We start from the raw sequence: 24734 nt of genomic DNA, 5'->3' as shown, positions 1-24734 counted from the left end.
AGTCACGGGGTGACTACGCCTTAGCGTGCTTTATTTTCCGAATTCTGAGACGACCCCTATCAGTCCATCATGGCGAGCCACCTGCTGGCTATCAGCGATAAAAAATGGCGGTACGCGTTTTACGTCGCCCCGGACGAGGCGAAAAAGCGCGCCCTGAAGATTATTTTCGACAGCATCGCCAGCGTGATCGTGAAAAACCAGCATGTGCAACTGGAGGCAAAACACCGCGACGTCTTCCGCTTTTACACCCTCGATGAACTGAAAAACCTGGAGCTGGACAACTATGCGTAAAACCACCCTTCTGGTGCTGGCCGCCGCCCTCTGCGTGCCCGCGTTCGCCACCGCCGCGCCCGTCCTGACGGCGGGTTTTTCGCCGTCTGACGGGCGCCCTGCTCTTGAAATCGTGCTCGGCGCCATAAACAACGCCAGGCAGAGCATTGACGTCGCGGCCTACAGCTTCACCAGTAAGCCGGTCGCGACGGCGCTCGCCGGTGCTAACCGGCGCGGCGTGGCCGTGCGCGTGGTGGCCGACGAAAAGGCGAACAGCGACCGCTACACCGCCGTGACGTATCTGATAAACCAGGGCGTGCCGGTGCACCTTAACGGCCGTTACGCCATCATGCACAACAAGTTTATGGTGATCGACGGCAAAAACGTCCAGACCGGGTCGTTTAACTACACGGCAAGCGCCGTTTCACGCAACGCGGAAAACGTGCTGCTGATCGAGGATGCGCCGCAGCTGGCGGAGACGTAACAGCGAGAATTTACCCGCCTGTGGGATGAGGGCACCCCGCTGAATGCCCTGTACTGAATCAGCCCCGTCTGCGGACGGGGCTTTTTTTTTTACTCCACTTCCAGCCAGGCTTTGCGCCCTTCAAGATGCAGCGCTTTCAGCATGGCGATCACGTCTTCTGCTGAACGTCCGCCATAGTTGAGACGGGTCTGCTCCCCTTCAAACTCCACCACGATAATGGTGTCCAGCGTCACCGACAGCAGCTCGCGGAGATCACGTAGCGTCTGCCCTGTACTGCGTGAATGCATGCACTGGGTTATCCGGTTGGCCGCCTCCTGGCACCATCCCTCTCCGGCCTCGCGATATGCCAGACGCGGATCGAGGTTGCCCTCGATGTCGCTGATCAGTTTAACCACCGCCGTTTTGACGGTTTTGATTTCAGGAAATTTCGTTTTTGGGGAGCCTGACTGCTCCAGCGGGGATACGCTGGTCGCCGGTGCAGCTTTAGGGGCGGTTGTCGGGGTGTGCAGGTTCATCGTCATGGTCGTTTCTCCGTCAGTGTGAATTTCGTCTTCGTATCGCCTGACGGTTCGGCCTGCCCGGAGTCGTTCTGGTCAGCAAGGGCGCGCAGCGTGCCATTTACCCTTGCTGACCAGGTAGTGACGGGTGCCGCTTACCGGCTGCGGATCCGCTGGAGAAAGGCATCACAGGAGAAAATGACGATGTGCACACCCGGACTTACCGCCCCTTTAGCTGCGGCGGCGAAAGCCGTTACGTCATTTTTTACGTAAGACATCGCGCCGTTACGTATCCCAGATACGTAACGGCTGCCGCCTGAAAAAGGGTTCATTTTTTTTGAATCTGTCCTGTTTTTTTTCCCGTGCCGGCATCAGCTGCAGGACGTCCTGCAGCTGATGCCGGCCGCGTTACAGAATTATAAAAAACAGTGACTTATATAATTCCCTCCCTGATTCTCTCTCTTTCAAAAATTCTGAAGCCCTGCACCGCAGGGCTCCAGCTGTCAGCAGTCCATCAGCCAGCGGTGCGCTTTTGAGGCCGCTGCCGCCGCTTTAAAGATGTAGCGCTTGTCTCCCTTCAGGGCTTTCAGCCAGGACGCGATATAGCTTTCATGCTGCACCTCTCCCGTAATTCCCAAATCCGCCATCAGAAACGCGCTGCCCAGCTCGGCGATCAGTTCCTCAAACGCATACGCCTCAGAGCCAAACTTATTGCCTTTTTCACGATTGAGGCGGGACGCTGCCCCCGTCCAGTGAACCAGCTCATGCAGGCCGGTGGCGTAGAAGTTCGCCGCGTCCGCGAAGCGGAACCGCTCTGGCAGGACGATTTCATCGGTGGCCGGACGATAGAACGCCTTTACGCCCTGCTCGGTGATTTTTGCCCCGCTCCGGGTCATGAGTGCTTCCGCCTGCGGCAGCGGATCGAAACCGGCAACCGGCTGCGGCACGCTCTCGATGCTCAGGCCGTCGATTTGCTCCACGTTAAACACGGTAAAGGCTTTCAGCATCGGGATTTTTTCGATTTCCCCGTCCTCGTCCTCTTTCTCCAGAGTCTTGTAAAAGATGGCCGTCGTGCCGTGTTCACCTTTACGAACCTGGCCGCCCAGCTCCTGCGCCTGTTTGTAGGTCAGCCAGCGCTCGTCCTGAAAACCCTGTTTTGCCGCACTACACCACAGCAGCATGATATTAATTCCGCTGTATGCCGTGCCGGTGCTGAAGTTGGCCGGTAATCCCGCCGCTGCGCCGTTGCGAACCCACGGGCACACCCACGGTTTAACGCCGCTTTCCAGGGCTGCAATGATGCTGTCCGTTACGGTCTGGTAAAGGTCTGTTTTGACTGCGCCAGCACGGGCTTTGCTTTTGCCCCTGGAAAATTTCGTTTTTGAGGAGCCTGACTGCTCCAGCGGGGATACGCTGGTCGCCTGTGAAGCTTTAGGGGCGGTTGTCTGAGTGTGCAGGTTCATCGTCATGGCTGTTTCTCCGTCAGTGTGAATTTCGTCTTCGTATCGCCTGACGGTTCGGCCTGCCCGGAGTCGTTCTGGTCTGCAAGGGCGCGCAGCGTGCCATTTACCCTTGCTGACCAGGTTGTGACTGGGGACGATTACCGGAAGCTGATACGAAGGAGAAAGGCATCACAGGAGAAAATGACGATGTGCACACCCGGACTTACCGCCCCTTTAGCTGCACGGGTGAAATCGCCCTTCAGCGTCCGGAGGACAGGTAAAAAAAGCACTGACGACGTCAGTGCTGCCTTTGTGGTGTGCGGTGTTACACTGCCGCAGCCGGTCAGTTCGCCCTTCCTGAATCCGGGGGCGGTTTGTTTTCGGGGACGTTCTGACCGGCACTCCCCCATCACTTGCAGAAATTTCACCGCCCTTTATGTCGCGGTAGGGATACCCGTTACCGGATACCCCCCGCACAGATCCCGGCGTGCGCGATTTACGCACCGGGCTCCTGCCTCGGGTGTCTGGCGGTGAACCGCTCCACAGGCCATGGATGAAGAACCCGAACCCTTGGTAGCCATGCGGCTGCCAGTTTGTTTGCTTTCGTCCAGGTCGTATCATCCTTCTGGCTCCTGCGCCTGAGCGCCCGGCGCCAGAGGTTTGTTACGTGTGTCCTGAACTTCTGCATGGTGGGGAAGTTGCCCGGTACCGAGTGATAGTTCAGGTATCCCTGAACCACTCTCCTGAGCCATTTTCCCTGTTCGGGGATTGAGTAATGCCAGCGCCTTCGCAGACCGTCTTTGATGGCTTTCAGAGTTGCCGTCATCCGATCCCGGCGGGTCTTTCGTATCAGCATGAACCTGCCGTTGCGATCTTTCCCGCTGATGTGCGTGAACCCGAGGAAGTTGAACGTTTCTGGTTTGCCTTTTCCCCTGATGGCACGGTTTTCGGCAGCGAAGCGGCCGAACTCCATCAGACGGGTTTTCTCCGGGTGAACCGTGAGTCCGAACTCCCTCAGTCTGCGCTGCATGGCTATACGGAAGCGCCGGGCATCGTATCGTTTGTCGAACCCGATGACGATGTCATCGGCGTATCTGACCATTACCACATTGCCTGTGGCATAGCGACGTCGCCACTGATGCGCCCACAGATCGAAGACGTAGTGGAGGTATATGTTTGCCAGCAGCGGTGAGATGACCGCACCCTGTGGGGTGCCTTCCTCCGTTGCTCGCCATTGACCCTCCTCCGACGTCCCGGCTGTGAGCCACTTACGTATGAGCCTGATTACCCTCCGGTCGCCGATCCGATGCTCTGTGAACCTGATCAGCCATTCGTGGCTCACCCTGTCAAAGAACTGACTGATGTCGGCATCCAGTACCCAGTTTACGTTAGTGCGTACCAGCCCTGTGGCCAGTGCGTCCAGTGCATCGTGCTGGCTTCGCCCGGGTCTGAACCCGTATGAGAACCCCATAAAGTCGTTTTCATAGACTGCGTTCAGGATTTTCACCAGCGCATACTGGACGATCTTGTCCTCCAGCGAGGCGATGCCGAGCGGGCGTTGTTTTCCATCCGCTTTTGGGATGTAGTGACGCCTGCCGGGCTGCGCCCTGTAGCTGCCCTGATGTAGCCTCCGGTGCAGATCTGTTATGTTGTTCTTCATGTTTCCGGCGTAGTCCATCCACCTGATGCCATCCACTCCGGCGGCCGCTTTCCTGCTCAGGGAGAGGAATGCGGCTTCCAGTGCTTCGACTGTCAGCAGGTGGAACAATGCTGTAAACCGTTCTTTCTTCCGCTGCTTCGCAGCTTCCCGCACGCGTGACAGCCTCTGTGACATGCTTTCCCGGCTCTGTGTCCGGCGCATGTGTGGCTGTTCCGCGTTCCCCTTGGCCCCGCTCCTTCGCTCCACTGACTCCGCTCCTTTCGGGTTGTTCGCCTGCTTCGCCGCTACTATGAGCGAGTCCGACTTCTCCTCTCCGTACATCACCGGCTATGACTCCTCGTCTTCCCGGTGCGGGCCATCTCCGACACTGGCAGATGGTCAGAGGGGAGATCTCCCGGTTCCCGCGTAGAGATCGTATTGACATGCCAGGGTCTCAGACCCCGCCGGGTCCATGTGGCACTCGCAGTATCGCACCCTATGATGTTGCCTTCCGTTAACAGTACAACGTCGGCACCCGGTAATTTAATATACATTTCGTGGCTCAATGGCTGGCCTGTCAACACCCCTGTCAACGCTTCGCCCCATACCTCGCGGTATGCAACGCATGACTCGGGGACCTTGTGGATTGCTGGTCCTTCAATGGTCGGGGACTTTCACCCCTTGATCTCTACCGGTCTCCCGGCGCACACTGTATGTATAACCAGTAAAATTAGAGTGTCAGGAGGAAAGATGAAACTACAACTTTTCAGCACCGGGAAAGAACTCCCGCCACAGGCCCATCCATTGTTTGCCGATCTGGCCAGCTGCGGTTTTCCCAGCCCTGCTGCTGACTATGTCGAGTCCGATCTGGATCTCCATGATTACTGCATACGGCATCCGAGCGCGACGTACTACCTGCGTGCCAGCGGAGACAGCATGGCCGACGGCAGTCTGTACAATGGCGATCTGCTGGTTGTGGACAGTGCTGAAAAGCCGCGGCACGGCGATATCGTTGTCGCCAGCATGCAGGGGGAGTTTACGGTGAAACGGCTTCTGCTGACGCCGCGACTGACGCTGCAGCCCATGAATGCCTCCTGGTCGCCGATTTATCCTGATCCCGACGAGCTGGATATCTTTGGCGTCGTCACGCATATCATCCACCGCCCGAGGGAGATGTACTGATGTTTGCCCTGGCCGATGTGAACAGCTTCTATGCCAGCTGTGAACGTGTTTTCCGCCCGGATTTGAAAGGAAAGCCGATAGTCGTCCTGAGCAACAACGACGGGAATGTAATCGCTCGCAGTGCCGAGGCGAAGCCCTGGATCAAAATGGGAACTCCGTGGTTTCAGATAAAAAACGAAAGATACCCGGAAAAAATATATGCGTTTTCAAGTAATTATGAACTTTACGCCTCGATATCGGCGCGCGTGATGAACTGCCTGGAGGAACTGGCCCCCAGGGTGGAACAGTATTCAATTGATGAGATGTTCCTCGACCTGACCGGCGTGGAGCACTGTATGGGGCTTGAGGACTTCGCCCGGCAGCTGCGTCAGCAGGTGTATGACTGTACCCGCCTGACCATTGGCGTGGGCGCCGGACCAACGAAAACCCTCGCAAAATCAGCCCAGTGGGCCTCAAAAGAGTGGAAACAGTTTCATGGCGTACTCGCTCTGACCAGGGGAAATCCGCAAAGGACGCGGAAACTGCTTTCACTGCAGCCGGTTGAAGAAATCTGGGGGGTGGGTAACCGTATTGCACGCAAGCTAAATGTGCTGGGCATAAAAACCGCGCTCGATCTGGCTCTGACGAACCCGGCCTTCATCCGCAAAAATTTTTCTGTCGTCCTTGAGCGAACGGTACGGGAACTGAACGGGGAAAGCTGCCTTTCGCTTGAGGAAGCCCCTCCGACGAAACAGCAAATTGTCTGCAGCCGCAGTTTTGGCGTGAAGATCACGGAGTACGAGTCACTCCGTCAGGCTATCTGTCAGCACGCAGAGCGGGCCTCTGAAAAACTGCGTAAAGAGCACCAGTATTGCCGGCATATTTCCGTTTTCATCAAAACGTCTCCGTTCGCCATTAAAGAGCCTTACTACGGCAACGTGGCTACGGAAAAACTTCTTACACCCACTCAGGACACCAGGGACATCATTGCAGCCGCTACAACGGCTCTGGAGCGTATCTGGAGGGATGGGCACCGGTATGCCAAAGCCGGAGTTATGCTGAATGACTTCACCGGCTCCGGAGTTTCGCAGCTGCAACTGTTCGACGAACGCCCGCCACGCCCTCACAGTGCTGAGCTGATGAGGGTTCTGGACGGGATCAACAACTCAGGGCTGGGTAAAGTATGGTTTGCGGGGCGGGGTATGGCCCCGGAATGGCAGATGAAACGGGAGATGCTTTCTCCTGCTTATACGACACGATGGTCAGATATTCCTGCAGCGAAACTGGCGTGAAACCATGGCGATTTCACCGTGAAATTCTCAACCTAAACTGCCTAATTACAATAAGTTAGATGTGAAATCGCCATGGCGAAATTATTGACTCAAATTTCTGTCAAGGACTTCGTTGATAGCCTTGTCCAGTTCATCCTGAATCACTTTTGACATACGGCTAAACTCATAAGTCAGCGTGCGCCCTTTCACACGCTTACGCGCGAACTTGTCCTTTTCTTCAAAAGACCAGAGTGGGGAAACCACTGACTTTTCCTTGGGAGATGGATCTATCAATGCCTGAGATGCCTGAGAAATCAGCTTCAGAATACTGGCTTTCTGTTCGTCTTCTGGTCGCTCGCCATCACTCAAAATTGCATCGAGCTGAGCTGATACAGACTGAATGAGTTCTTCAGGCGTTAATCCCTTTTCACCGAGTTTTTCATTAACTTCTAAAAGAAGTTTATAATCACTAAACGATAGCTCCGACTGAACCGGGAACAGAGAAATTAAGTCTTGCGGTACGGCCGCCGCCTGCAGCGCCCTGGTAACTTTAGCCTGAGATAATCCCTCCAGTTCAGCAATTTCCTTTTGATTAAATCCGGACTCTTTAAGAGCGATCAATCTCAGACCAATCTCCCGAAGATTATGTTCTTTAGCTGTCTGGATATCTTTAGCCAGTTGGCGAGCTTCATCAGCTGATAAATGTTCTTCGGTAACCATTACATCAAGGCCTGTACGGACAAAAATTGCTGAGGCTCGCCGTCTTGAACCATCCAGTATCTCAATCCTTTCACTTTGCTTAATACCAATACAGGGAAAGAACTGCTGAAACTTAATCGTCTGGATAATGGATTTCAGAGACTCCCTGGTCAGTGCAAGTTGATCTCTTCCATTGTTTTCCTGGTTTACGAAGGTCTTACTTTCAACTTCAGATGCAGGCACCCGAACAAACCTGAACGTTACCTTCCTGCCGGTTTTTAAGGTAAATACCTGACTTCTACCGGTGTCAGCCATTTCGAGCATTGACGCCTGAGTATTTAACTGTCTGCCGATGGTTTTTCTTTTCTCATTCGACATCACATACCTCCGTTAGTACGAATGAACTCGATGCGATCAAAGACTGCCTTCGCAAAGTCTTCCGCTGCTGATTTTGCGCTTTTTAGTGCCTCTGTACTTCCATCATAGGTTGCTGGATTTGCTGAAATAACTGTGTCAAAAGTCTCCCCACAACGTTCGAAACCATCCAGTCTTGGCAGAACCATGTCTAGCATATCGGCACCGAAAACCTCTTTGGCCTGACTATGGCAAATTTTGTGATCAGACTTGTTCAGGATCTTGGACATGAAGCCGACATTACCGATGAGATTGCAGGTGTGCCCATCCATTTCGATGGAATCTATGAGGGCAGGGAGGCTGGCCACAAACTTCAGGGAAGAATGAAAATCAACCGTCGCCGGTGGAAGAGGGGTCAACATCAGGTCTGCCGCCCCAATGCAGTTTTTCAGGAACGCATCAAGGTGAGGACCACTATCAAGGAAAATAAAGTCGTAGTCATGCTGGAGCTTGTCGATAATGTTCTCTTTAAGCACCGCATGAATATTTTTCCCTGGCAGATGTTCTTCACACAATCCCTTCCAGCCTTCAGCAAGGAATGCATCGTCAATGGAAGCGGGGATTACATCAACACCAGGGATAATAGACGGTACTATAAAATCGGAAAGTAATTCTTCACGAGACACGTTCTGGAGCATGGCCTGAGCAGCCGTATTTTCAACCAAGCCCACTGAATTCTCATGGCTCAGGAACATTGTCAGAGATGCCTGCGGATCGAAATCGATGGCCAGAATACGCAGGTCTTCGAACAGAAGCTGAGGATGAGCTCGAAAAGCATGTGATAATGAAGCGGTAGAAACTGTCTTGGAACCACCACCTTTAAGATTACATACAAAAATCGTAAAGGCTTTATCGAAGCGATCCCTGTACTTCGGTACTTTACGATGGTTATACAGATCGATGACATTCTGAATCGTCATCGCGTATTTCATCGTATTACCAGAAGGTTTCTTTTTAAAAATGTAGCCACCGGCTTCCATTTCGGACACAGCATACTCAACACTGCCTTTACTGAGCTTAGGCAGCTTATACAGAGCGGCTTTGCTGTATTCCTGATAGAACTCGGTAAGCTTCAATTCCTCTTTTTGCTGTCGGATACTTTCGCTCAAAGATGTCAGAAGCTTACCTGCACGTGTAGCGACTTTCCGTAACTGCTCAATATTGTCCATTTATCACCTCATGACGTTTTTTGTCATTTTGAACAAAAAGTGTCATGTTGCAAGAAAAAAATCATATTGTTTTGATTTCGCTCTCAACAGAAGGGGGATGAAGCTCGACGGGCGTGCTACTAAATCACACTGCAGCAACACGCAGACGCACTTTTGACCATCAACAGCAACTCATACAAAAGGGCTTTGAGAAAGGTATTCAACTTGCAAGACAGGAGAGTCATTCAGAAGGATTCTGATTTTAGTTACGACCAGTGCAATGCTGAGCCTTATGTATCAGCGCTCGCCGCAGCCATGTAACCGAGCGTAGCGAGCGAACTGGCGAGGAAGCGAAGAGGAACCGTTCCGGCAGATAGCTCTTACGCTCAGCACAAGAAGAGTTTTCCATCCTCTGTGGGAAACAGGTCAACTTTAATGGACGCTCCGGACTATGGGAAACAGGTCAACTTCGCGGACGGCCCGGACTATGGGAAACAGGTCAACTTCACGGGCGGCCGGGAGTGTGGGGAACAGGTCAACTTCGCGGACGGCCCGGATTATGGGAAACAGGTCAACTTCGCGGGCGGCCGGGACTGTGGGAAACAGGTCAACTTTGCAGACGGCCCGGACTGTGGGAAACAGGTCAACTTCGCGGGCGGCCGGGAGTGTGGGGAACAGGTCAACTTCGCGGACGGCCCGGACTAAGGGAAACAGGTCAGCTTCTCGGACGGCCCGGACTATGGGAAACAGGTCAACTTCTCGGACGGTCGGGAGTGTGGGAAACAGGTCAACTCCGCGTACGGCCCGGACTGTGGGAAACAGGTCAACTTTGCAGACGACCGGGACTGTGGGAAACAGGTCAACTTTGCAGACGACCGGGACTGTGGGAAACAGGTCAACTCCGCAGACGGCCCGGACTGTGGGAAACAGGTCAACTACGCAGACAGCCGCGATTGCGGGAAACAGGTCAAGTTAGGCAAGCACTATGGGAAACACAGCAAGTTCAGTATCCCCCCATATGTCAGCAACAAACTAAGGGGGGAGGAAATAAAAATTACAGACTATTGTTTTTTATCAAGAAAATTAAACAGCAAGCGACCATCTTCTTCAGTGGTATATGTTACCTTTAATGGCGTCTTCTCATTAATTTTCTTCAGAGCAGGTTCCAGGAAGGTACGCTTCATTTCAGCAATATTGTTTTTCTGCGAGGCAGGGAGCATAAACCTTTCACATAACCAGTCATGTGTGGTGATCCAGACACCAGTGCTCCGGAACTGACACAGGCTTTCATAAAGCCGGATGACACGAACACTATTAAGCTGGCCACAGTCATAGAGAGAATAGGTAGTGAACTGGGAGGTTAAGCCGACCAGGAATGGCATGACCTTGTAGTTAAATTCAATCTGCCAGGAACCCCGGCCTCGCTTCATTCCTGCTTCAGCCAGCCACGGACGTTTAACTTCTTCAAACTCACCTTCTTTTGGATAAAAGGTAACCGTTGATTCGCCCAGAGCATTTACCCCAGCCTTCACATCACGACTGGCGACAGACGTAGCGACATTGAAGTATTTGACGTAATCGGAAACGCTGATTTTGAAGAGCGGCAATACGTCAGAGTCATCTTCCTGGCTGTCATTAAAATAGGCCTGCATGAGGCATAACCACAGCACACGTTTTGCCTGAAGAGGCAGGTAATATGCAGCTTCGGTCAATTCGTTAGATTGCTTTATACTGGCGCGTTTTTTAAACGTTTTAGTAGCTGGCAAGAGTGCTTGAGTATCCATTTCAATGCCTATGGGTAAATTTTTACCCACCCATAATGACAGTGAAAACAGAAATTGCAAGCTATCGCGATACTTATCCACCGGAAAAATCTGCACTTTATCCACAAGTGGATAATTGAGAACTGAACTTGACCTCTTTCCCATAGCTTGTTGATGCGTATCCCATAGCTTGTTGACACAAAACCCACTGATACGTGATTAATTTCCCATATTATGTTTACCAGTTGCCCATACAGGCCCCCTCTCAGGCCGCACTGTACGCGGCTTTCAGGCTCCCTAAAAGATGTAAAATAAAGAAAAAGAATAAAAAAGTACTTTATAAAAATATGCCCGTGGATAAGTGGATAACCCCGAGGAGAGGTGATTTTTCAGGCATTGAGCGTAAGCAGAATTTATAAGTTTTGTTCCCTGGTGCTTCCTCGCTCACTCGGGGCTTCGCCCTGTCGCTCGACTGCGGCGAGCACTGCTGGCTCGATCATATCCGTGGCCGGAAGATACTACTCCTCCCCCGAGTCGCTCTCCAGAGCCGGCTACAGCGAGACAACCCGCACGAAGATTTCTATCGTCCCTGCAGACATATTCGAATCGTTTTTATTAACCCTGGCTTCCGTCGTGACAGAACACTACGTCCTGTAAAAGGGGGACTAAGGCCCCTGAATCACACACCTGAAATTAATAATGCGGAGTTTTACGATAATGTCATTGCTGGAAACTTTCCTGACCGCTTCTCAGGGGGCAACAATCCTGTTCCTTGCCATGCTGATCTACTGGCAAAAGCGATAAATCCAAGCGGGCTGGCCTTTGGCCAGCTTCGCTGTATAAGGGGAAAAATGCGGCATATCCAGACATTTCACTAGGCAATTTGAATTCAGATATCTATGCTTGGGATCCGGTCAACAGGAGGTAACAAGATGAAACTTGAAACTATACAGATAGATAATACCGTAAGGAGTGGTCTTAATTCTTTCACTGACGGGGTGATTATTCGTGATACAAAGGTATTGATCACGCTCAATCTCCCGGATGGACAGAAAACCACTATTGAGGGGGAATGGCGGCATATGTCGGACGCCAACAGGTTGTCAGAACGTATTACGATGCTTCAGCATGCGATCTATGAGCAGTATGAGGAATACAGAGCAGATATTCCCGTCAGCTGGTCCAGATAACGTCTGACAGACCTCCCCGGCGAGCAGGACGTTCGCCAGCATCATTCTCCTAAGTACTTAAATATTCCCTTTCAGCATGGCTACCGCATCCGCTTCGGGCATCTGAAACTGAACTCGATGCCGCGCAGCAACATCAAGTGCGAACACCTTCGTATAGACTTCCGTCGAGCTAATCGATTTGTGGCCCATCAGGCTCTGCAAAACCTTCAGTGGTATGCCGGCATACAGCATATGCATCGCGTAGGAGTGGCGGAACGTATGCGGGGTGACCGGCACCGAGAATGTCACCCCGTCGACGGCGGCCGCTTCAACCGCTTCGCCAATCCAGGTCCGTACTGTCCGGTCGGTGATGTCCCAGATGCGGGCTTTCTCTGTTCTGCCGGTACGCTTGTTGCGTCTTTCCAGCGGAATTTTCAGGGTGGCCACCATCATCTGCAGCTGGCTGACGTAGTGGTGATCGGAAAGCGGAACCAGACGATGAGCCTGGCTACCGGCGGGAGCTCGGCCGGCTGTCCTGGCCGCTTTTTCGGTGCGCTGCTTAAGCGTGGCCAGCTGCACGAACGGATACGGTGGCACCAGCGAAAAATCCCCCCGGGTCAGCGCCAGCGCCTCGTTGATACGTGCGCCGGTGTTCCAGAGGGTTGCCAGCAGCATCTTGCGGTGCAAATCGGGCACATAATGGAGCAGGGCGCTGACTTCCGGTGCCAGCAGGTATTTCGGTAGTTCATCTTGAACGAGCGCCATCTGGCGCAGGGCCAGCGCGGCGGGATAGTCAATGGCCACCGGCATTTGCGCCGGCTGCTGCGGGTGAGAATATGATAAGAGGCCGCTCATTGGTTTGACATTCCATCAGGTATCACTAATTGATTCCACTCCCTGTTGCGGGTAGCTTCAGCAGCGCGCAGGGCTCTTTCGCGCCTCCAGACTTTACGAAACACGGAAACTGCAGACCATTCATCATGACCTGTAAGACGTGTTTCGGGCATCCCGGTTGCCTTGCGCAGACGGACGGCAAGAATGACAGCGTTGATGCCCAAGCGCGTGAACTGATACTGCCGTTCCCTGAAATAGTCCTTATGCCAAGGAGGGTCGGAGTATTCGGCGGCATATGCAATTGCCCTGTGGGCCTCATCCTGGAGCACCGGCAGTTCACGGATGCGATACATAAGACGTGGCTCTAAAGTCCGCCAGTCACCGGAGACATCGATCAGATTCAGTTCAGGGTAATTCGTGACAGCTTTTCTCTCAGGCTGGGGGGCATCATCATCCTGGCCGTCATCCGTCACAACCCGGAAACAACCCTCAGCATACCGTTCAAGCATGAATACCAACTCGGTGGCAATGTAATGCAGTTCCTTTTTCATTTTATCTTCTGACGCCTGTCTCTCACGCTTAAGCGTGAAATAATGTGTCAGCCAGATGCCAGTGAGTGTTATACCCCCAGTAAGCAGGCCAGTGATAAGCCCGGTTGCCACGTTTCCCCAGATCCCCGCCCCTTGATTAATCAGCTGTACGGAAACCGGATGGGATGTCGCAGCAACTATACTCTCAGTTGCGGCCTGTATATCAGTCATTGATCATTTACCCCTTTATATTCCTGAGAAATCCCGCCCTCTGTCCGTAGTCAGCGGCCGGCAGCCAGCTCTTCAGCCAGTTTCACAAACCTTTTGTGCTCAGTCTGCAGGTAATGGCTGTAAATCCGGGCATCACGTTCTGTCAGTCCGGATGGATTGCCGGTGAAGTAACGTTGCAGCACCGCAATACAGTGATTGTAGGTATCGAGATCATATTCCCAGTTTCCCAGCTCACCGGCCGCATCCAGTTCCTGGCGAAACTGCTCGTATTTACGGAGCAGAATGCCAAGACCTAATTCTGTTGCAGCATAAAGATTATTTTCTCCTGGCGCGGAAATCGCATTACGGATTTTTTCAAAAGCATAACTGAAATCATTTCTCTCATTGAATGCAGTAAACATGTCCTTTCCTCAGTTGAATAGTTAGCCGTGCAATTTTACCACACCTCAATCATCGTCAGATGAGTGCCACTCTGTCGCGACAGTGACTTTCACGAGAGTGATTTTCACATACTAAAATAATAAGCAGCCATATAACAACGTAATTAAATTACCTGACGGCCGCTCTGGCCGGATCCGACTTTTATGTTATTCCACAGTTTCCGGAAGTGTACCACGCACACGGAATAACCACAGCGCCCTTTCAGGGTGGTGAGCGGCCGGTCACGGGGGAGGGGAGGGACACAACATATAGGGTCACTGACAGCTGGAAACACCTCTACATCTTGTGTTGCCTGGCCGCTGCGCGCCGGCGGGGCTGAAGCAGATCCGGAACTTGGAGTTTTCGGATCTCAAGAAAAGAAAGGAGTGAGGGATAAAAACTGACATTATTAAAAATATAAAAGCAATGCTTAAAAAGCATAAAAGCACTTTTTGTAATTACTGCTAGTACTACAAGAAGAATCTTTAGTTTGAGGCGGCGTTTATGAAGGTGACCGAGCCGGACGCGATTCCAGCATTAGCTGATCTGCTCACACTGAACGGGGAGACAGGCTGCCGTTCTGCTCAGAGAAGCGGCAGCCGTGGCTAAAGCATTAGGTCTTCAAAATTCAGCGTATGGCTGTGCGGCTTTTTGCGGAAAGACAGCTCGTTTATACGAAGCTTAAGTGGCATAGGGCAGATCACGCCACTGAATATGCAGGTGCCGGTTGCAAGCGTTGGAATAGATTCTTCAGTCATGCGGTCTATGTAGGAAACGGATTTTTCAATAGCATACAGATCGTTCTGATTTATCAACCGGTGAATGAAATAGTTATGTGCCTGAGAAATGATAGTCGGGGAGATATCATTTGGTCGCTGACTGGATATCGTCACAAAGACGCCAAATTTTCTGCCCTCCTTAATTATCTCTTCAAACGTTTCGAGCCGATAATCCTTCCAGCTTTCTGATTCCCTGAACGAGGTGTTCGAAAGGATATTGTGTGCTTCGTCTATGATGAGATGGAGAGTGGACGGTACCTTATCCATTTTTTTTGCTGAATAGGCCCATTTGGCCATTAAAAGTGGTAGCGTTTTTTTCATGGTCAGATTGACCATATTAAGGTTCAGGACAACAAAGTTCGTTTCTGCCCAGATGGTTCCGCCGGATGCAGTATTGAAAATTTTACGAATATCTTTTTTCAGTCCGCTCATTCGGTTGATGACAGGAGAAAGATGTTCAGGATTTGAGCGACTTGAAAGATATTCAATAATTAGCTGAACATACATATAGTCCAGCAACTCTTCCATTATATCTTCGGGAAATTCATAATTCTGAGCCCTCTGGTACATATTGCACTGATGAGTATTTTCTTCATTAGAAAAGTAAACACCTGTCTTAGTTCGCCATACGCCGCCGTTGTTATAAAAAAATTCAATATCTGCTATCAGGTCTTCGTCCTTAAGTACGGGACGGAATAAATCAATCAGGTCGTCACTTTTTTTCTTTTCGCAACCAAACAGAGTTTCGGTGACCCGCCGTTTCAGAATTTCACGAAAATATGACTGAGGGTTCAGCTTCGACTCCACTCGCTTTTTGAATTCAAGTACTCGCTTCAGGAAAGGTTTCTGCGTTTTGTCGGTGGCATCCGTCAGGACAGAGAGAATCTCATGCTCAAGCAGTATCTCAGCAGGCATCGGAATGCGATCACCCTCTTCATCATGCGTGCTAAGATTGTAAACAACCTTGTCGCGCGTAATGCAACTTCTCCCACCATATTCACCATTGAAATCAAATAAAAGAAACCGTGACCGACTTCTGAATCCTTCGCCTAGTAGGTTTTTCAGGGCCTCATAGCCATGCTGGTAAAGCGCGGCCAGAGTATTGGACTTGCCGCTGCCAGTATTACCGAAGATGGCGATGTGTGAGTTGAGAAGGCCGCTTATCGGGAGAGTGATATCAATATCTTCGAGATCGGTGCGCGAAAAATTCAGCCCAGACTCGCCCGCTGGCGCGATCGAGTGGATAAGATGAAGTTGTTCCTCAGACATCAGAAAAACTTCATTGCCGATAAGGGGTAACTCGCGTGTTCCGCCAGTAAAGCGCCCGTTCCGGTCAATGTAGCCTGCCAGTGAGGCTGTAAGATAGCGTCGGAAGCGAAGCGAATCGCTTCCGCTACCAACAGGTGATTTTTCCTCGACAATCTTCTCGGTTTCTACCTTTGCAATCAGACTCATGAAGCCTTTTTTGACTTCGATGAAACTACCTACTGAAACATTTTTGAGCACCTTACCGTGATAGAAAAGGTCACTCAGATTTTTATTTTTATCGACAAGCACGCTGAGTGTTCTGCCCGATACTTCACGAACCTCACCGATCCTTAATACTGCTTCTTCGTTAACAAAAGCGGAGGTCATTTCATACCTCCAAGAAAGCTGGTTATAATTTCATTCATCTTTTTGAAGTCCAACGGAGCTCCAGGAGTAAAAACCACATCAACGTTGGAATAATCTCGGAATTTACCAAGAAATAGGTCTTTAGCCGCCTCGTTGTAAGCGAATATAACAATTTTGAGCGTGGCGTTTCGTAGCGCTTTTTTGGTAAGGGTTTCAATATGCTCATCCGCAAAAGAAAATCCGAAAACTATAAGCAAAGAGCCTTCTTTATCCAGCTCATTTGAATAAGTCCGTAGTAGATCGTAATACACGTTTTCAAGTAAGGTTTCACGAAATTTATCCTTTCGCGGCAGAACCAGTTGATGTGACATAACCCAGTCCTGCTTCTCCTTTGGTGTATTGAACGCAACTGGCTTCATATCCTTAATGGAATAATAGATTTCCTTATCATAGCTATGCCAGGAAAGGGAACCATGCAGCTTGATGAGATTCACCGTAGGTAGTTCCACGCTGTAATTATAAAGGTTTCCGGTTGCGTGTATGGTCTGATAAAAACATTTGGCATCGAATACTGTCCGGTTGTAAATATCAGCGCGCTGACGGAATCCATCATTCAGAATGACGTTGTTATTTTTAACCGCCGCATCCTCAATGAACAAATCATAGTTAGTCGTAAAAAGGTTGATGCGCCGCGGTAGCAATCCAGTCCGCCGCCTCGTTAGAAGCATTTCTAATGCCCGCATGAGCTTCGCGTAGTTGTTTTGTGTCGATACGACATCATCTATTAAAGTAGGAAGGATTACCTCTGCGGGCCTGCTTCGCTTCAGGAGGACGTTGTTTGCCTTCCATACATTGTCCAGAAAAGACTCAGATTTACTGAAGTATTCATCATCATTTCCGGCGCGGACCAGAGCCTCAAGCTCGCTTTCAATATCACCTAACACGCTGATTGCAGGCAGTGATGCTCCTGAGCCAATGATGAAATTGATGTTTGCTGACTGAAATATGCGTTCAAAGTATTCACGATCTCTGTCCTGCCCGTAGTAAGCCCGATAAGTCGCCACGCTGTGCCTTTCCTTAAATATCGTAGATAAGATTTATCTTACATGTTTCAACAAGTGATGCATCCTGTTTAAATTTCATTCTCTGACTCATATACGAACGTAGCTAAACGAATCAGGTAGGCAGTTTCGGTGATGCTGCCAACTTACTGATTAAGCGTATGATGGTGTTTTTGAGGTGCTCCAGTGGCTTCTGTTTTTATCAGCTGTCCCTCCTGTTCAGCTACTGACGAGGTGGTGCGAACGGCAAAAGCACTGCCGAACATCAGCGCTATTTCTGCTCTCACTGCCGTAAAACATGGCAGCTACAGTTTACTTACACCGCCTCTCAACCCGGTACGCACCAGAAAATCATTGATATGGCCATGAATGGCGTTGGATGCCGGGCAACCGCCCGCATTATGGGCGTTGGCTTCAACACGATTTTACGGCACTTAAAAAACTCAGGCCGTAGTCGGTATTCTCGCGCATACAGCCGGGCAGTGACGTCATCGTCTGCGCGGAAATGGACGAACAGTGGGGCTACGTCGGGGCTAAATCGCGGCAGCGCTGGCTGTTTTACGCGTATGACAGGCTCCGGAAGACGGTTGTTGTGCACGTATTTGGTGAACGCACTATAGCGACGCTGGAGCGTCTTATGAGCCTGCTGTCACCCTTTGGGTGATATGGATGACGGATGGCTGGCCACTGTATGAATCCCGCCTGAAGGGAAAACTGCACGTTATCAGCAAGCGATATACGCAGCGAAATGAGCGGCATAACCTGAATCTGAGGCAGCATCTGGCAAGGCTGGGACGGAAGTCGCTGTCGTTCTCAAAATCGGTGGAGTTGCATGACAAAGTCATCGGGCATTATCTGAACATAAAACACTATCAATAATTTGGAGTCATTACCTACGATGAGATGTGCCTGCGGGGTAAACCTAAAATGGTGGCCATTGGCGCGCTGATGCGGAAACTGGTGCACTGGTGTTATGGCGTCCTGAAGACCGGAACCGTTTTTAATGACGAAGGTCTGAAACAAGTACTGTCAACCTGACTATACCTGGCTGGCATTAAACTCAATGTAACGCTCACAGCAGTAAGTGAGCGCAGTCCGCTATGAGCGATCTACGGACATTGCTAGCAGCATTAGGTGTGAGTCAACAGGGAGCTTGTCAGCTCACGCTACCGGAGGATATGATAAATGGGGAATTGAGAAATTTAAATTTCAATATAAACAAACAATTATCTTCTTAGCGTACGTTTCCGTTCCATTACCCTCAAACCCAAATAAGATAATTCTGCCAGAAGCAAAACAATCAGGATGTGAGATAGAAAATGTATAAGATTGATCGGCAAAACAATAGCCTCAAGTCGCTCATGGAAGTCTCTTTTAGCAGTCTTGGTTTTCGCGAACGCGATCATTTGCAAGAGTGGCTGGCAAACAATCCTCAAGCGTTGACTAAGAAAGATGATAAAGAGGACGAACTTTTAATTATTCAGAAAGAGTTTGCTGGTTTTGATGAGACTAACGAACGTCTCGATCTGCTGGCTATCGACAAAAAAGGCAACTTGGTCATTATCGAGAATAAACTTGATGATTCAGGGCGTGACGTGGTCTGGCAGGCGCTGAAGTATGCGGGTTACTGCGCCAACCTTCGTCAGGAAAGCGTTGTCGAAATTTTTCAGCTTTATATTACACAACATGAACCCTCGGAAATCCGCCCTGCGGCAGAAGTTATTGCAGAATTTATGGGCTGGGAAAGTTTGAAAGAAGGTGTGCTCAATCGAAAAGGGACACAGCGCGTTATCATGGTAGCGGCGAATTTCCGCAAAGAAGTTACCAATACTGCACTATGGCTAATGCAGTTTGGCATCCGAGTGCAATGCTTCAAAGCGACGCCGTACCTCTTTGCCGAGGATGTTTTTGTCGATATACGGCAGGTCATTCCGACTCCTGAAGCGGAATCCTACATGATTGGAATGGCGCAGAAAGAGGCAGAAGAGCAGTCCACCTCAAGCAGTAGCGAACTGCAACAACGACATTATTTACGCCGTGAGTTCTGGTCGTTAGCACTGGAAAAATTCCGTACCAGCACATGTTCATTATTTAACAACCGAGCACCTACGACAGACCATTGGCTGGCAGCGGGTTCGGGGGTTAGTGGCGTGCCTTTTGAAGTGATCTTCTCGCAAAAAGATGCTCGCATTCAGCTCAATATTTCACGTTCAGATGCGGTAGAAAATACATGGCTGTTTGAGCGTCTGTCAGAGCGCAAAACGCATATTGAGTCGCAGTTTGGTGGGATGCTCAATTGGCGACTACTGCCTGAGAGAAAAAGCTGCCAGGTTGTTTGTGCAAAAGCATTTGACGGCGGAAACAAAGAACTTTGGCCTGACATCATTAGCTGGATGATTGATGGTATGACCCGTCTGGAAAAAGCAATTCGCCCGAGCTTACAGGAGCTGGCGGTTGAGCTGAAAAAGTCAGGTCTGATCACCGAAGGTGGGGACGAGTAGTATTAAGTAGAGTGACCCTGACCCGTGATCCACGCAAACTGTAATTAACAACTTCCGCTCCTGGCACAAAGCAGACGTTAAAGTCTACACTTCCTGATGCCGCGTCAGCGGCATGGAGGCGCCAGATGAGGTTACATGTGTCTGTGGAGTCAAATGGCGCCGAAAGCCCGGCGTAGCCGGTTGCCGGGCTATAAATTCTGCCACCCTACCCCCTGCCCTGATTAGCCTTAACCCGCTAACAGCAATGAAGAAGTCAAAGTAATCCCTTTTAACCCCGGTGAGCGGGCTTTACGGCGTTTACGACGTAAAGGGCGTGATTTCCGGGGCCTTAGCGGCGGCAGCTTGCTGCTGACGCTTAGGGGGATGTTCATCAACTATCTCAGCGACACCAGGGAACTTAACGCGGTAGCTGCAAAGCTATACCCGCTAAAAACGTCTCAGATGCCTCTGTACGCGGTCGGAGTGGCGACAGCCGCAGCCGGGGCGTATCTCCGCGTTAGCGGGCCGGAGGGCCGCTTACGAGCGTGTACCAAAGAACTGCCCGCAGCTCCACCGACAGCGATGAAGAAGAGTAGTTACAACACCCATCATTAAAAGCGACACTACTCCCGGCCTTCGGCCGGGGCGGCGGCGCTTTTCAGTGGTGGGGAGGGGCACCTGGCCGGCAAACCGGCGCCGGTTTTATGATGGATTTCCTTTTGAATGCTGTAACTAATTTGCTTCTCCGGCCGGGGCCCGTCGCGTAGCGAAGGGAGCTCTCACTGACGTTGCCGAACCGGCGCGACCGTCTGGTCGCTGCAAGGGCGGGCATTCTCCCGAGCCGGTCCACAATGCAGGCGATGAACAGGTTATGGATTTACAGAATTTATTAAAGGATCTTTAAAAGAGATACAGAGCTGGTGTTTAAAAGGAACCACGCGCCCTGAAAGTCCGACGGCAGGCTCAGAAGATGCTCCAGCGTGGCCATAGTACGTTCACCGAAGACGTGTGCAACAACCGTCCTCCGTATCCTGTCATACGCGTAAAACAACCAGCGCTGGCGTGATTTAGCGCCGACGTAACCACACTGTTCATCCATTTCAGAGCAGACAATCACATCACTGCCCGGTTGTATGCGTGAGTTTACCGACTGCGGCCTGAGTTTTTTAAGTGTCGTAAAATCGTGTTGAGGCCAACGCCCATAATGCGTGCACTGGCGCGACATCCGACGCCATTCATGGCCATATCAATAATTTTCTGGTGTGTACCGGGCTGAGAGGCGGTGTAAGTGAACTGTAGCTGCCATGTTTTACGGCAGTGAGAGCAGAGATAGCGCTGATGTCCGGCAGTACTTTTACCGTTACGCACCACGCCTTCAGTAGCTGAGCAGGAGGGACAAGTGATGGAGATGGAAGCCACGGGAGCACCTCAAAAACACCATCATACACTAAATCAGTAAGTTGGCACCATTACCCGGGAAGAGGGAGAAAATCTAGTGTGACAAACTACCCTCAGGATAGAGTGACAAATTGCCCTCAATTCTGGCTCCACTACCGGTTACAGCCAAAAAAACTATGAGTAAGCGCAGGATGCCAGGGAGGGAACAGCAAAACTGTGACAAATCACCCTCAACTTTCCAGATCAAATGTGACGAACCACCCTTAAATCTGTGACAGATAGCCCTCAACTATTCAATCGTCATGGAGGTTATATCACGGAAGGAAAATACGATATGCGTCGTCTGGCGGCCTTTCTTTTTCTCGATGTAAGAAAGGCGCATTGGTGTCCGGCTGTTGATCTCGTCAACACTTGCCTGCAGGAAACGGCGGCGAAAGTCCGGCATACGCTGGTAACTTTGAGGTAGCTGGTAGCGTTCCATGATCCAGTCGATTTTCAGGGACACGACACCTGAGCCATCAGGTTTACGGTACTGGCACAGAGATTCGTATAAACGCATGGCGTACGGATTGGTAATCTCTTTTGTTTCACTGAGCCGGAACTGCGTAAACCGGTTCTGTAACCCGATGAAGAAGGGAATCAGATATGGGTTGATATGTACGCTGTAAAGCCCTCTGGATGGGCTGTGCGCACGTTTAATAAACCAGGGAAAGGATTCATACCCTTTTTCATCGCCGGCATCCTCTTCAGGGCGATAGAAAACCACTTCCTTACCCGCAAAACCTTTTAAAGCCTGTCGTATATCCTTACTGGCTTCAGCGGAGGTCAGCCCGAATGTTTCAGCGTATTTAGCAACGTGAATTTCGCAGATGCCGTCATGTTCCTGCAGGGAGCCGTCGGATTTTCTGATCTGGTCAACGAACAGATACAGCATACGCTTTTGATCCCTGGAGAGACTATATGCCGCCTCAGTCAGCTCGTTAGACTGGACAATCCGCGGGCTATTTTTACGTTTTTTATGGTTTATAACCGCTATTTCCGCCATGACAGGTCCATGCGAAGTGTGACAGACTTTAAGATTGTCACACTTCATAAAACAGAGTCAACAGGGATGGATAACTTTGTGAAAAGCAACGCTTCCTGAGGGCAATTTGTCACAGGGTTAAGGGCAACTTGTCACAGAAATGGCGGCTATTTGAGGGTGATTTGTCACACTGAAAGGGCGTTTTGTCACAGATCCCTCTCTGGAACCCGCATGGATAAAGGCCTGTGGGCATTCTAAAAATAAAAATCTAACAACTATTTAAAAAGATCTTATAAAAATATCCCCGTGGATAAGTGGATAACCCCTATGGGAGGTGATTTTGCAGGCATTGAGCGTATGCAGAATTTATGAGTACTGTTCCATGGTGCTTCCTCGCTCACTCGGGGCTTCGCCCTGTCGCTCGGCTGCGGCGAGCACTGCTGGCTGCCAGAAGTTAGACATACAGCCTATTCTGTCCAGTTCTGGGTAATGCTACCAACTTGCTGATTTAGTGTATGATGGTGGTTTTGAGGTGCTCCAGTGGCTTCCATCTCCATCACTTGTCCCTCCTGCTCAGCTACTGAAGGCGTGGTGCGTAACGGTAAAAGTACTGCCGGACATCAGCGCTATCTCTGCTCTCACTGCCGTAAAACATGGCAGCTACAGTTCACTTACACCGCCTCTCAGGCCGCAGTCGGTAAACTCACGCATACAACCGGGCAGTGACGTCATTGTTTGCGCGGAAATAGACGAACAGTGGGGTTCGTCGGCGCTAAATCACGCCAGCGCTGGTTGTTTTACGCGTATGACAGGATACGGAGGACGGTTGTGGCGCACGTCTTCGGTGAACGCACTCTGGCCACGCTGGAGCGTCTTCCGGGCCTGCTGTCGGCCTTTGAGGTCGTGGTATGGATGACGGATGACTGGCCGCTTTATGAATCACGCCTGAAGGGAGAACTGCATGACAAAGTCATTGGACATTATCTGAACATAAAACACTACCAGTAAGTTGGAGTCATTACCCCTCAATCAAACGTGAGAAGTCGTCACCTTTAAAACTGGTCACATTTTCAATACCCAGATCGGAAGCAGACTGGTTGATAGTCTCTACCGCATAGAACTTTGCACCAGTCAGCCGCGGGGCTAACAGGTAAGATGAAATTAAGGTTTTACGAACACTGCCACTGTAATTAATTACCGCTACTTTCATAAATCACCTCAGAATTTTTTGTTGAACTTCTTAGGGTCGAAATTCTCACCGATTTTATTGAAGAATTCTTTATCAATAATGCCGGGACTCTCTGCTTTTTCACTTTCCTGCGCTTCAGGCTCAGACGGTTGTGTATTGTGCAATACACTTTCCGCTGCACCCTTCGCGCTACTCTTATCATGTGTATTGTGCAATACATTTTTTCGGTTTTGCCGCGTTCTATACAGTGCCATCTCAAGCCCTTTGGCTGTTACCGAAAAGCTGTATTCGCTGTCGAGGATTTCAGCAATTTCATGCCGCGTTAGCCCTCTGTCCAGCCAGTTCTCGATTTCATTTAGGCGCAATCTGACAGCAGCCGATAAGTTGCGGGGTTTCAGATCTGCTGGTTTATTCATAACCCCCTCCGTTGTATGAAAATGACTCTACAACACTCGTAAGAAGGGGTCAATCGAGTTTTGTAGTTTATCTGTAGTTTTCTTGTAGTCTATTTGTAGTCTGTCACGTTTTTTGTAGTTTCTTTGTAGTTTTATTGTAGTCTATTTGTAGTCTTCCAACACTAAGGCAAAACGTTTTTTGTAGTTTATCTGTAGTTTATCTGTAGTTTATCTGTAGTTTTTGGTTGCTCAGATGGTCATGCAAGCATGACCATCAAAGAATAGGACGCTTTTTAGCCAAATGACCCTTAACCTACGGAGATCGCCCTACCAAAAAAAGATGATTTTTTATCCCTTAACCTGCTATACACCTAACGCAGCGTGATAAATCACGCTATCTCACTGATTTAAAAGAAAAAAAACCAAATTTAACCATGCTGCGGTATTACCCAGGTATTACAAATCTAATCTAACTTACTGATTTAAAACATTTTTTATTTATTACTTTGGTAATACTATGATTTCACCGTATTAGACACCCTTTTTTCGTTTAAAAAATGCACAAAGTGAGGACTGAATGCCAACAATAACCGCAAAAGTATCAGATGAACTTTTGGCCTATATAGACCTGGTTTCAGGTGGTAATCGGTCAGAGTATCTGCGGCGCTGCCTTGAAGCTGGCCCAGGTGATCTGGAGTCCGGGTTGAAAATAGTTACCAACCAGCTGAGCGGGCACTGTTGCAAAGTTAGCGATGAGGCAGCGTTTTGTCTTATTCAAAGGCCTTACATTTCAAAAACTCTGCTTACCAGGCGCATTTCGCC

At 50.2% G+C, this 24734-nt stretch carries 25 protein-coding genes and 5 pseudogenes; 14 read left to right on the top strand and 16 right to left on the bottom strand.

Annotated elements, in window-relative coordinates; genetic code table 11:
* Positions 1–57: 57 nt before the first annotated feature.
* Together ACOT0L_RS23250 and ACOT0L_RS23245 are read left to right on the top strand one after the other, a co-directional pair.
* Positions 58–291: pseudogene (locus ACOT0L_RS23250) on the top strand (molybdopterin-guanine dinucleotide biosynthesis protein MobC); the annotation flags it as partial.
* A complete protein-coding gene (locus ACOT0L_RS23245) occupies positions 284–754 on the top strand; it encodes a phospholipase D family protein (protein WP_421637278.1) in 471 nt (156 codons plus the stop codon). The pseudogene ACOT0L_RS23250 and the gene ACOT0L_RS23245, both read left to right, overlap by 8 nt.
* 89 nt (positions 755–843) lie before the next feature.
* On the opposite strand, the gene ACOT0L_RS23240 is transcribed toward ACOT0L_RS23245, so the two are convergent.
* The 3 genes from ACOT0L_RS23240 to ltrA all read right to left on the bottom strand — a co-directional run bounded on the left by ACOT0L_RS23240 (position 844) and on the right by ltrA (position 4677).
* Complete coding sequence (locus ACOT0L_RS23240) at positions 844–1275, bottom strand: hypothetical protein (protein ID WP_421637279.1); 432 nt, start codon at positions 1273–1275, stop codon at positions 844–846.
* Positions 1276–1754: 479 nt separating this feature from the next.
* Positions 1755–2720, bottom strand: a complete 966-nt coding sequence (locus ACOT0L_RS23235; RefSeq protein ID WP_001776122.1) for an ArdC family protein — start codon at positions 2718–2720, stop codon at positions 1755–1757.
* Between the two features lie 469 nt (positions 2721–3189).
* A complete protein-coding gene (gene ltrA / locus ACOT0L_RS23230; protein ID WP_004178082.1) occupies positions 3190–4677 on the bottom strand; it encodes a group II intron reverse transcriptase/maturase in 1488 nt (495 codons plus the stop codon).
* Positions 4678–5082: 405 nt separating this feature from the next.
* Between ltrA and umuD the strand changes: the two genes are divergently transcribed.
* Both umuD and ACOT0L_RS23220 read left to right on the top strand, forming a co-directional pair.
* Positions 5083–5514, top strand: coding sequence for a translesion error-prone DNA polymerase V autoproteolytic subunit (gene umuD, locus ACOT0L_RS23225; RefSeq protein WP_000776034.1), 432 nt, complete (start codon positions 5083–5085; stop codon positions 5512–5514).
* Positions 5514–6785 (top strand): Y-family DNA polymerase, encoded by a 1272-nt coding sequence (locus ACOT0L_RS23220; protein WP_004118291.1) that lies wholly within the window; start codon positions 5514–5516, stop codon positions 6783–6785. Before umuD ends, ACOT0L_RS23220 begins: the two co-directional genes overlap by 1 nt.
* A gap of 81 nt (positions 6786–6866) precedes the next feature.
* Here the strand turns inward: ACOT0L_RS23220 and ACOT0L_RS23215 are convergent, their stop codons facing one another.
* Both ACOT0L_RS23215 and ACOT0L_RS23210 read right to left on the bottom strand, forming a co-directional pair.
* Positions 6867–7841 (bottom strand): ParB family protein, encoded by a 975-nt coding sequence (locus tag ACOT0L_RS23215; RefSeq protein WP_000064120.1) that lies wholly within the window; start codon positions 7839–7841, stop codon positions 6867–6869.
* On the bottom strand, positions 7841–9046 hold the full coding sequence (locus ACOT0L_RS23210; RefSeq protein WP_000368714.1) for an AAA family ATPase: 1206 nt from the start codon (positions 9044–9046) through the stop codon (positions 7841–7843). Before ACOT0L_RS23210 ends, ACOT0L_RS23215 begins: the two co-directional genes overlap by 1 nt.
* A gap of 414 nt (positions 9047–9460) precedes the next feature.
* Here ACOT0L_RS23210 and ACOT0L_RS23205 point away from each other — a divergent pair, with 414 nt between their 5' ends.
* Positions 9461–9730 carry a hypothetical protein gene (locus ACOT0L_RS23205; RefSeq protein ID WP_000339857.1) on the top strand — a complete coding sequence of 90 codons (270 nt, stop codon included), beginning with the start codon at positions 9461–9463 and terminating at the stop codon, positions 9728–9730.
* A gap of 356 nt (positions 9731–10086) precedes the next feature.
* On the opposite strand, the gene ACOT0L_RS23200 is transcribed toward ACOT0L_RS23205, so the two are convergent.
* On the bottom strand, positions 10087–10953 hold the full coding sequence (locus tag ACOT0L_RS23200; protein ID WP_004118283.1) for a replication initiation protein: 867 nt from the start codon (positions 10951–10953) through the stop codon (positions 10087–10089).
* 534 nt (positions 10954–11487) lie between these two features.
* Between ACOT0L_RS23200 and ACOT0L_RS23195 the strand changes: the two genes are divergently transcribed.
* Positions 11488–11592 (top strand): hypothetical protein, encoded by a 105-nt coding sequence (locus ACOT0L_RS23195; protein ID WP_032409716.1) that lies wholly within the window; start codon positions 11488–11490, stop codon positions 11590–11592.
* Positions 11593–11720: 128 nt separating this feature from the next.
* A complete protein-coding gene (locus ACOT0L_RS23190; RefSeq protein ID WP_000764642.1) occupies positions 11721–11978 on the top strand; it encodes a hypothetical protein in 258 nt (85 codons plus the stop codon).
* 57 nt (positions 11979–12035) lie between these two features.
* Here ACOT0L_RS23190 and ACOT0L_RS23185 read toward each other — a convergent pair whose 3' ends face one another.
* The 6 genes and pseudogenes from ACOT0L_RS23185 to ACOT0L_RS23160 all read right to left on the bottom strand — a co-directional run bounded on the left by ACOT0L_RS23185 (position 12036) and on the right by ACOT0L_RS23160 (position 17429).
* Positions 12036–12812: a site-specific integrase gene (locus ACOT0L_RS23185; RefSeq protein ID WP_000015958.1), complete on the bottom strand. Its 777-nt coding sequence runs from the start codon at positions 12810–12812 to the stop codon at positions 12036–12038.
* Positions 12809–13552, bottom strand: coding sequence for a hypothetical protein (locus tag ACOT0L_RS23180; protein ID WP_000129823.1), 744 nt, complete (start codon positions 13550–13552; stop codon positions 12809–12811). Before ACOT0L_RS23180 ends, ACOT0L_RS23185 begins: the two co-directional genes overlap by 4 nt.
* 50 nt (positions 13553–13602) lie before the next feature.
* Positions 13603–13953, bottom strand: coding sequence for a hypothetical protein (locus tag ACOT0L_RS23175; protein WP_000493378.1), 351 nt, complete (start codon positions 13951–13953; stop codon positions 13603–13605).
* A gap of 143 nt (positions 13954–14096) precedes the next feature.
* Positions 14097–14342: pseudogene (locus ACOT0L_RS23170) on the bottom strand (hypothetical protein); the annotation flags it as partial.
* A 235-nt stretch (positions 14343–14577) separates the two neighbouring features.
* Entirely contained in the window at positions 14578–16386 is a 1809-nt protein-coding gene (locus ACOT0L_RS23165) for an ATP-binding protein (RefSeq protein ID WP_032413492.1), read from the bottom strand.
* Positions 16383–17429, bottom strand: coding sequence for an SIR2 family protein (locus ACOT0L_RS23160; RefSeq protein WP_032621004.1), 1047 nt, complete (start codon positions 17427–17429; stop codon positions 16383–16385). The genes ACOT0L_RS23165 and ACOT0L_RS23160 overlap by 4 nt, the downstream gene beginning before the upstream one ends.
* Before the next feature lie 183 nt (positions 17430–17612).
* Between ACOT0L_RS23160 and ACOT0L_RS23155 the strand changes: the two genes are divergently transcribed.
* From ACOT0L_RS23155 to ACOT0L_RS23135, 5 genes and pseudogenes are all read left to right on the top strand, one after another.
* Positions 17613–17795, top strand: coding sequence for an IS1 family transposase (locus ACOT0L_RS23155; protein ID WP_350339070.1), 183 nt, complete (start codon positions 17613–17615; stop codon positions 17793–17795).
* A 136-nt stretch (positions 17796–17931) separates the two neighbouring features.
* Positions 17932–18090: an IS1 family transposase gene (locus ACOT0L_RS23150; RefSeq protein ID WP_353622627.1), complete on the top strand. Its 159-nt coding sequence runs from the start codon at positions 17932–17934 to the stop codon at positions 18088–18090.
* A 5-nt stretch (positions 18091–18095) separates the two neighbouring features.
* Positions 18096–18305 carry an IS1 family transposase gene (locus ACOT0L_RS23145; protein WP_047715686.1) on the top strand — a complete coding sequence of 70 codons (210 nt, stop codon included), beginning with the start codon at positions 18096–18098 and terminating at the stop codon, positions 18303–18305.
* 15 nt (positions 18306–18320) lie between these two features.
* Positions 18321–18464, top strand: a pseudogene (locus ACOT0L_RS23140) (IS110 family transposase); the annotation flags it as partial.
* Positions 18465–18745: 281 nt separating this feature from the next.
* Positions 18746–19927, top strand: coding sequence for a DUF4268 domain-containing protein (locus ACOT0L_RS23135; protein ID WP_094686392.1), 1182 nt, complete (start codon positions 18746–18748; stop codon positions 19925–19927).
* Positions 19928–20852: 925 nt separating this feature from the next.
* Here the strand turns inward: ACOT0L_RS23135 and ACOT0L_RS23130 are convergent.
* Positions 20853–21325: pseudogene (locus tag ACOT0L_RS23130) on the bottom strand (IS1 family transposase); the annotation flags it as partial.
* Between the two features lie 268 nt (positions 21326–21593).
* Positions 21594–22349 carry a replication initiation protein RepE gene (repE, locus tag ACOT0L_RS23125; RefSeq protein ID WP_000807690.1) on the bottom strand — a complete coding sequence of 252 codons (756 nt, stop codon included), beginning with the start codon at positions 22347–22349 and terminating at the stop codon, positions 21594–21596.
* Between the two features lie 519 nt (positions 22350–22868).
* Here repE and ACOT0L_RS23120 point away from each other — a divergent pair.
* Positions 22869–23336 (top strand): annotated as a pseudogene (locus ACOT0L_RS23120) (IS1 family transposase).
* Positions 23337–23346: 10 nt separating this feature from the next.
* On the opposite strand, the gene ACOT0L_RS23115 reads toward ACOT0L_RS23120, so the two are convergent.
* On the bottom strand, positions 23347–23538 hold the full coding sequence (locus ACOT0L_RS23115) for a hypothetical protein (RefSeq protein ID WP_000861580.1): 192 nt from the start codon (positions 23536–23538) through the stop codon (positions 23347–23349).
* An 8-nt stretch (positions 23539–23546) separates the two neighbouring features.
* Positions 23547–23933 (bottom strand): plasmid stabilization protein StbA, encoded by a 387-nt coding sequence (stbA, locus tag ACOT0L_RS23110; RefSeq protein ID WP_001039463.1) that lies wholly within the window; start codon positions 23931–23933, stop codon positions 23547–23549.
* A 556-nt stretch (positions 23934–24489) separates the two neighbouring features.
* Here stbA and ACOT0L_RS23105 point away from each other — a divergent pair.
* The coding region (locus ACOT0L_RS23105; RefSeq protein ID WP_139169215.1) for a hypothetical protein at positions 24490–24734 on the top strand (245 nt) is incomplete at its 3' end.

This window comes from Enterobacter cloacae complex sp. XAL002 (genome assembly GCF_049236805.1).
Classification (GTDB): Bacteria; Pseudomonadota; Gammaproteobacteria; order Enterobacterales; family Enterobacteriaceae; genus Enterobacter; species Enterobacter intestinihominis.
This window is presented reverse-complemented; position numbering and strand designations above follow the sequence as displayed.